Genomic DNA, 6,834 nt, shown 5'->3' with positions numbered 1-6,834 from the left:
TTGCGTTCCCTGCGATTAATCTATGGAACGATTATACCAGAACCAACTGAAGCCATTGTGACTCGTTGGGCAAGCGACCCTTTTGCGTGTGGTTCTTATTCCTTCATCCCCGTGGGGGCTAGCGGTCGCGATTACGAGATTTTGGCTGACCCAGTAGGAGAACGCTTATTTTTTGCAGGTGAGGCAACTAACCGACAGAACCCAGGAACTGTACATGGAGCCCTTCTCAGCGGTGTACGCGCTGCCAAACAAGTGATGCTAAAACATCGCGCCCAAATCTCGATATTGTGACGCTGCTGGTTTTCCAAGGCTTACTATAACGGATTTGCAGCCAGCCTACACTAGTGAGCGGCTGGTGCTTTGGCCCCTTTACCACCTTTACCCAAAAACAACAGTAGGGGCATTGAACAAAGAAACGCCACTCCCACCACCCGAAAGATATCCGCAAAAGATAGAACAGCCGCTTGTTGACTAACCGCCTGACTCACCAAGGCGAGAGCTTGTTGATGAGCCGTAGTAGCATCCATCCCGCGAGCCTGAAGCGCCCCTGTCAGCAAGTCTAGACGCTCATTTGTTGCTAAATCATAAGGAGTAACATTGGTTAGCAGCATCGCTCGATGAAATGCCTCCCGTTGCGTAAGCAAGGTAGTGAGTGCAGCAATTCCGACACTGCCTCCCAGTTGACGGGTGAGATTGTAGAAGCCAGAGCCTGCTGATACATCTTTTTTAGGCAGCGGGCCCAAAGTCGCTAGACTCAACGGGAGAAACATCAGAACAGTCACCGCTCCACGCCAAACCAAGGGCCAAAATAGTTCGTCTGTGCCCGTCTGTGGGGTGATGTCCGACAGTTGAAACATGACTAATGCCGTGCCAATCGCACCACTGGCAATCAGTAATCTAGCATCAACTTTAGTCGATATCTTGCCCAAGAGAACCATCACGATCGCAGAAGCCAACGCCCCTGGAGCCAGTAATAGTCCGGTTTGCGTCGCCGTAAAGTGGAGTATGCTCTGAGCAAAAATCGGCACGGCAAACAGCGCTCCATACAGCCCCATACCAAGAATTCCTGAATAAACGCTCCCAGCCGCTAGGGAACGGTGACGCAGTACTCGCAGGTCAACCGCAGGATGTTCGGTACTGAGTTCTCGCCAAATGAATAACCCTAATCCAGTGACACCAACGATGGCGAGGGTAGTGATAAAACCTGAATTAAACCAGTCTTCCTTTTCCCCTTCCTCTAAAAAGGTCTGTATGCTACCTACGGCAATAGCCAAAAGGGCGATTCCCCACCAGTCAACGGCTGTACTCTGCTTTTTGTCCCGAACCTTATCATTGAGCAAAAATACCCAAGCCATTGCAACCGCGACTATACCAAAAGGAATATTGACAAAAAAGATCCAACGCCAGCCTAAACCATCGGTGAGGAAACCTCCTAAGGTTGGGCCAATGGCAGGCCCAGCAATCACTCCAACACCAAACACAGACTGGGCGAGACCTTGTTCATGGGGAGGGAAGGTTTCAAACAAAATCGCCTGAGCTTTTGCGAGTAAGCCACCTCCACATAATCCCTGAAGAATACGGGAAATAATCAGCATTGGGAGGTTAAAAGACAAACCGCACATCACTGAAGCGATGGTGAAGCCAACAAGTGAAAAGATGAAGTAGTTCTTCTTGCCAAAATGCTCTCCTAGCCAAGCGCTCAAGGGAATCAGAATTACGTTGGCGATCGCATATCCGCTCACAACCCAACCAATCTCGCCCACGGTTGCGCCTAGACTCGCTTGCATCTCAGTCAGGGCAACGTTGACGATGCTAGTGTCAATCACTTCCAGGATGGCTCCTAGGGAAGCTGTAAATGCGATCGCCCACTTTCGAGAACCAGTGACGTAACCCGACTTAGTAACAGTTGAAGTGTTACTCTTTGTCATTGTGCTGTAGAGGTAGTAGAGGAATAGGCTGTATGCACGGGCAACGTGCTAATCCCGCGCACGAACAGATCGACACAACTCTCGATGTAGCGATCGCGACTATAGCTTCGTGGTAGTGGGATAGTATTACTACGCAGCATTCCAGAAAGTAGCATTCCCGTAAACATATCTACAGCCGTTAACAGGTCTACATCTGGGCGAATTTTTCCTTGCTCAATGCCGTTGCGCAGGTAAGCCATTAGCTTTTCGCGCAAGGGCTGGACTGTCTCCCGAAGGACTTGAAGCGCGGCTTCGGGGTGTCGCTTAGCTTCCCCAATAAACATCCGAACTAGGGCTTCATGCTCCTCCAGCATGTTGTTATAGAGCCATCCATAGTGTGATAAGTCGATTTGCAGCTCACCTGTCCACTCATCTTGGTTGGCAAGAGCTTCTGCCTGCAACGCCGTGACTTGCTGAACAACAGCAGCGAGGAGTTGCTCTTTATTCTGGAAATGACGAAATAGGGTTACCTCGTTCACTCCAGCCACACGGGCAATCTCACGCGTGGTAGCTCCCGCTATACCTGAGGCTGCAAAAACTTCTGTAGCAGCTTTCAGTATTCGGGCGCGAGTTTGTGCAGCCCTTTGAACTGAATGATCCATAGTTATACATGTAAGTACTTACTTGCATTTTATTTTACATGTAATGTAAGCACTTACTTGCATTAGAGTCTCAAAAAAACCCTCAACGCTATGCTTCTTTGAGGGGGAGTAAAAGGGAGAGGGGAAAGTCTAAGGATAAAAACCGAGCTGAGGCAATCCCAGGGTTTCTTCCCAACCCATCATTAGATTCAGACACTGTATCGCTTGTCCCGCTTGACCTTTAATCAAGTTATCGGTGACTGACATAATGATCGCCCGGTCAGTCCGAGGATCGACTTCTACCCCGATATAACAAACATTAGTGCCACAAGCCCACTTAGTTTGGGGATAAGTGCCAGCAGGCAATATCCGGATAAACGGAGAGGCGCGGTAGAAGGCCGTATAAATGGTAATCAAATCTTCTCGAACCAAGCCAGGATCGCGGAGAGTCGCATAAACGGTTGCCAAGAGTCCCCGCACCATCGGAATCAGGTGGGGAGTAAACTGCACCATGACCTCATGACCTGCCAAATCGCTGCAAATTTGCTCTATTTCTGGAATATGCCGATGACGTGCTACCCCGTAGGGCGCTAGGGAGTTATCGGCTTCGGAGAGTAAGAGATTGGTTTTTGCTGTGCGTCCAGCACCCGATGTTCCAGATTTGGCATCGATAATAGCTGTTTCAGGGACAATTAAGCCTTGTTTCAATAAGGGAGCTAGGGCTAATAAGCTTGTTGTAACATAGCAACCTGGACATCCAACCAGCTGAGCTTCGGCAATGCGATCGCGATATAATTCAGGTAAACCATAAACAGCTAAAGCTGCGGTTTCCTGGTCTTGCCGCTCCCCACCGTACCAGATTTTGTAAGTCTCTAGATTCTTAAAGCGATAATCTGCTGATAAGTCTAGAACCTTGCATCCCTTGGCCAACAGGATAGGTGCCATCTGATAAGCCAAGCCATTGGGCAATGAAAGAAAAACAGCTTGACAGCGCGACGCCACTTGGTCTAAATCAATCGGTTCGATCGTCAGGTCAACGCAGTGGCCTAAATGAGGGTAGATTTCAGAATAGGACTTTCCCGCACTGCTATCTCCCCCCAAGTACACCACCTCGACTCCTGGGTGATCCATCAAGAGCCGTACAAGTTGCACGCCGCCATAGCCTGAAGCCCCAATAATGCCTACGGGCAGGCGTCCTAAATCACCCATGATATTTCTTTCCTAAAAGAGCTAAAACGAAAAATGGATTAACATTTGCTGCATTTTAGTATCAAAAGTGAACTTTGGTGGTAGAAATTAGGGCGTATTTATAAGAATTTTTCTAACAACCTCCACAACTCCCGTGCTAAAACAAACGGGATACAATTGAGTAGAAACAATCTTTAGAAAACTTTACGGGTTATCGCTCGCAAACTGGACGTGGAATCGCCTGAAACCGATTTATTTAAATTTGACTCGATTGACGATGCCCTGGCAGACCTCAAGGCCGGTCGCGCTGTGGTCGTGGTAGATGACGAAAACCGGGAAAACGAAGGCGACTTAATTTGCGCCGCTCAATTTGCAACGCCTGACATGATTAATTTCATGGCGGTAGAAGCACGAGGGTTAATTTGTCTGGCTTTAACGGGCGATCGCCTTGATGCCTTGGATTTGCCGTTAATGGTCAGCAAAAACACTGACAGTAACCAGACTGCCTTCACGGTAAGCATCGACGCCGCGCCGCACCTAGGCGTCACCACCGGCATCTCGGCTGAAGACCGGGCACGGACAATCCAAATTGCCATTAATCCATCAACTCAACCTGAAGACTTGCGCCGTCCGGGGCACATTTTTCCCATCCGTGCTAGGGAGGGAGGGGTGCTAAAACGGGCAGGTCATACGGAAGCAGCCATCGATCTGCCACGACTAGCAAGTTTATACCCTGCCGGTGTGATTTGCGAAATCCAAAATCCTAATGGCTCAATGGCACGCCTGCCCGAGTTGATTGAGTACGCGGCGCACCACCAACTCAAAATTATCAGTATTGCGGACTTAATCAGTTACCGCCTCAAGTACGATCGCTTCGTCTATCGAGAGACGATCGCGAGATTACCTAGTATTTTTGGCAATTTCCAGATTTATGCCTACCGCAACACCCTGGATAATTCGGAACACGTTGCGATCGTCAAGGGCAACCCCGCCGAGTTTAAAGATAATCCAGTCATGGTGAGGATGCACTCGGAATGCTTAACAGGTGATGGATTGGGTTCATTACGCTGTGACTGCCGGATGCAGTTAGAAGCCGCGCTGAAAATGATTGAGAACTCAGGACAGGGTGTGGTGGTGTATTTGCGCCAAGAAGGGCGGGGAATTGGTCTGATTAATAAGTTAAAGGCTTATTCCTTACAAGACTTAGGGCTGGATACAGTCGAAGCAAACGAACGCCTAGGATTCCCCGCCGACCTAAGGGATTATGGGATGGGCGCACAAATGCTCAATGACTTGGGGGTGAAAAAAATTCGCTTGATTACCAACAATCCCCGTAAAATCGCTGGATTGAGGGGTTATGGCATTGAGGTAGTAGACCGGGTGCCACTGCTGATTGAAGCGAATGATTACAATTCCACCTACCTAGCAACCAAGGCTCAAAAGCTAGGTCATATGCTGTTGCAGACGTATTTGGTTACGGTTGCCGTGCAATGGCAAGACGCCCCCCAGCCAGTGAAAAAGCGTTACGAACGCTTAGAGAAACTGCGGTATTTGGTGCATAGCCAGCATTTATTATTGCAGGAGGAGGCACGACCTGTTGCGATCGCGCTGTTCGGTACACCCTCCTTAATTGTCCATATTGGCTTTGACCAAGCTAACCTGGCGGCAGCGGATTGGTACAAGGACTCCAATCATCCCTACTTGCAAGCGATCGCCAAAATTCTGGATGAGTTAAGTGGATGGCGTCAAGTGGAACGGCTGGAATTTTTGGTCTCTTCCGGTGTCGATCCGATGATTGGCTTGCAAGTTCAGCTAGACCGACAGACATTCTCGCTTACGCAGCAACCTTCATCTATTTGTGATCATTTAACGACGCAAAAAATTTACAGTTTTGAGCGGCATTTGGAAGCAGATGAAGAGATAGGTTAAGTTGTTCGCTTCTACTTCCAGGAAAGCAGATAGGCTCTAGAACATCAATTCATTAATGGTAGGGGCAACCCCCCGTGGTTGCCCCGTCAGGATTTTGGGGCAGTGCCTCCGTGCCTGCCCCTACGAAAAATCGTCGTTTCGGCGATTACTGAATCGGTGTTCTAGAATGCGAGCCATAGGATTGGTACTGCCTAGGGTTCAGTTCGACCCAAACCCATCTCAGTCGGAATCAACGGTCAACACGCTCTATGAAACTGACTTCTATGCCTGGACACAGGGACAGGCTGAACTCCTGCGGAATCATCACTGGAGTAAACTTGACCTGCCAAATCTGATTGAGGAAATTGAATCGTTGGGCAAACAGCAACGGGCAGAACTGCGAAATCCCCTCAGTATTTTGATGGGACATTTACTCAAGTGGGAATACCAACCGACAAAACGCAGCCGTAGTTGGCTGAATACGATTCGCGTTCAGCGCATGGATACATTGGAGTTAAGCGACATTTCGAGTTCAAGTTGGTAACAAGGGGAGAGAAATGAGATAATTTTTGAAAATTGGATTAATTTTCAGTAGATCAGCTCGATAATTTTCCACATTAATTGCACCAACACAAGTTGGCGTATCTTCTAATAAACAGCGTCTTTTTAAGGATTGTATAGCTTTTAATAATTCTGTGGGAGGATGAGATATTTCCTGTAAAACATGGCTCAAAGTAACGGCATCTTTTTGTTTAGCCAAATAATTCATTACCTGTTTTTCTGAATCGGATAATCTTATCCACAAACGACTGAGTTGAGATGCTATCACATTACTTAATATTAAGGAAGGATAAGCTAAAAATTCCGTAACTTTGCCAGCGAATAATTCTTGAATCATTGTTGCTGTCATTTCTAACCATAAGGGATGACCTTGATATTTTTCAAGTAAGGTGTCCCACATCTGTTCATCTAACAGTTCTTTATCCCTTAATATTTGTTTAGCAGACTCTCCCAAACCGACGAGTTTTAGGCAACGGGTGAATTTATGACGAGTCGTGATTGCATCTTCTGGTTGTTCGCTAGTAATCAATACTAAACGACTGGCATGAGACAATTCTGCAATTTGTTTAAATAAAATATAATAGCTCTCAAATTCTGCTTTATATTGACCCGCAAATTGTTCTGATTGG

General features: G+C 47.6%; 5 protein-coding genes and 2 pseudogenes. 3 read left to right on the top strand and 4 right to left on the bottom strand.

Features of this window, described 5'->3' with window-relative positions; translation table 11 throughout:
• Positions 1–291 (top strand): FAD-dependent oxidoreductase (locus V6C93_RS04565; protein ID WP_333475466.1); only part of this gene is annotated, 291 nt, incomplete at its 5' end.
• Positions 292–341: 50 nt separating this feature from the next.
• Here the strand turns inward: V6C93_RS04565 and V6C93_RS04560 are convergent.
• From V6C93_RS04560 to argC, 3 genes are all read right to left on the bottom strand, one after another.
• Entirely contained in the window at positions 342–1,928 is a 1,587-nt protein-coding gene (locus tag V6C93_RS04560; protein ID WP_333475465.1) for a DHA2 family efflux MFS transporter permease subunit, read from the bottom strand.
• Complete coding sequence (locus V6C93_RS04555; RefSeq protein ID WP_333475464.1) at positions 1,925–2,569, bottom strand: TetR/AcrR family transcriptional regulator; 645 nt, start codon at positions 2,567–2,569, stop codon at positions 1,925–1,927. Before V6C93_RS04555 ends, V6C93_RS04560 begins: the two co-directional genes overlap by 4 nt.
• Positions 2,570–2,698: 129 nt before the next feature.
• The gene (argC, locus tag V6C93_RS04550) at positions 2,699–3,757 is read right to left on the bottom strand and encodes an N-acetyl-gamma-glutamyl-phosphate reductase (RefSeq protein WP_333475463.1); all 1,059 of its coding nucleotides are present in this window, start codon (positions 3,755–3,757) and stop codon (positions 2,699–2,701) included.
• Between the two features lie 210 nt (positions 3,758–3,967).
• Between argC and ribBA the strand changes: the two genes are divergently transcribed.
• Both ribBA and V6C93_RS04540 read left to right on the top strand, forming a co-directional pair.
• Positions 3,968–5,665, top strand: coding sequence for a bifunctional 3,4-dihydroxy-2-butanone-4-phosphate synthase/GTP cyclohydrolase II (gene ribBA, locus V6C93_RS04545; RefSeq protein ID WP_333475462.1), 1,698 nt, complete (start codon positions 3,968–3,970; stop codon positions 5,663–5,665).
• Between the two features lie 187 nt (positions 5,666–5,852).
• Positions 5,853–6,161, top strand: a pseudogene (locus V6C93_RS04540) (DUF29 domain-containing protein); the annotation flags it as partial.
• A 15-nt stretch (positions 6,162–6,176) separates the two neighbouring features.
• Here V6C93_RS04540 and V6C93_RS04535 read toward each other — a convergent pair.
• Positions 6,177–6,834, bottom strand: a pseudogene (locus tag V6C93_RS04535) (ATPase); the annotation flags it as partial.

Source organism: Allocoleopsis sp., assembly GCF_036703385.1.
Lineage (GTDB): Bacteria > Cyanobacteriota > Cyanobacteriia > Cyanobacteriales > Coleofasciculaceae > Allocoleopsis.
Note: the sequence above shows the minus strand (reverse complement) of the source record. Positions and strands in the feature narration are given on the sequence as shown.

What these genes read in the sequence shown, in the direction of transcription:
- argC (WP_333475463.1), bottom strand. Translation starts at nt 3,757, where the DNA reads ATGGGTGATTTAGGACGCCTGCCCGTAGGCATTATTGGGGCTTCAGGC.
- V6C93_RS04555 (WP_333475464.1), bottom strand. Translation starts at nt 2,569, where the DNA reads ATGGATCATTCAGTTCAAAGGGCTGCACAAACTCGCGCCCGAATACTG.
- V6C93_RS04560 (WP_333475465.1), bottom strand. Translation starts at nt 1,928, where the DNA reads ATGACAAAGAGTAACACTTCAACTGTTACTAAGTCGGGTTACGTCACT.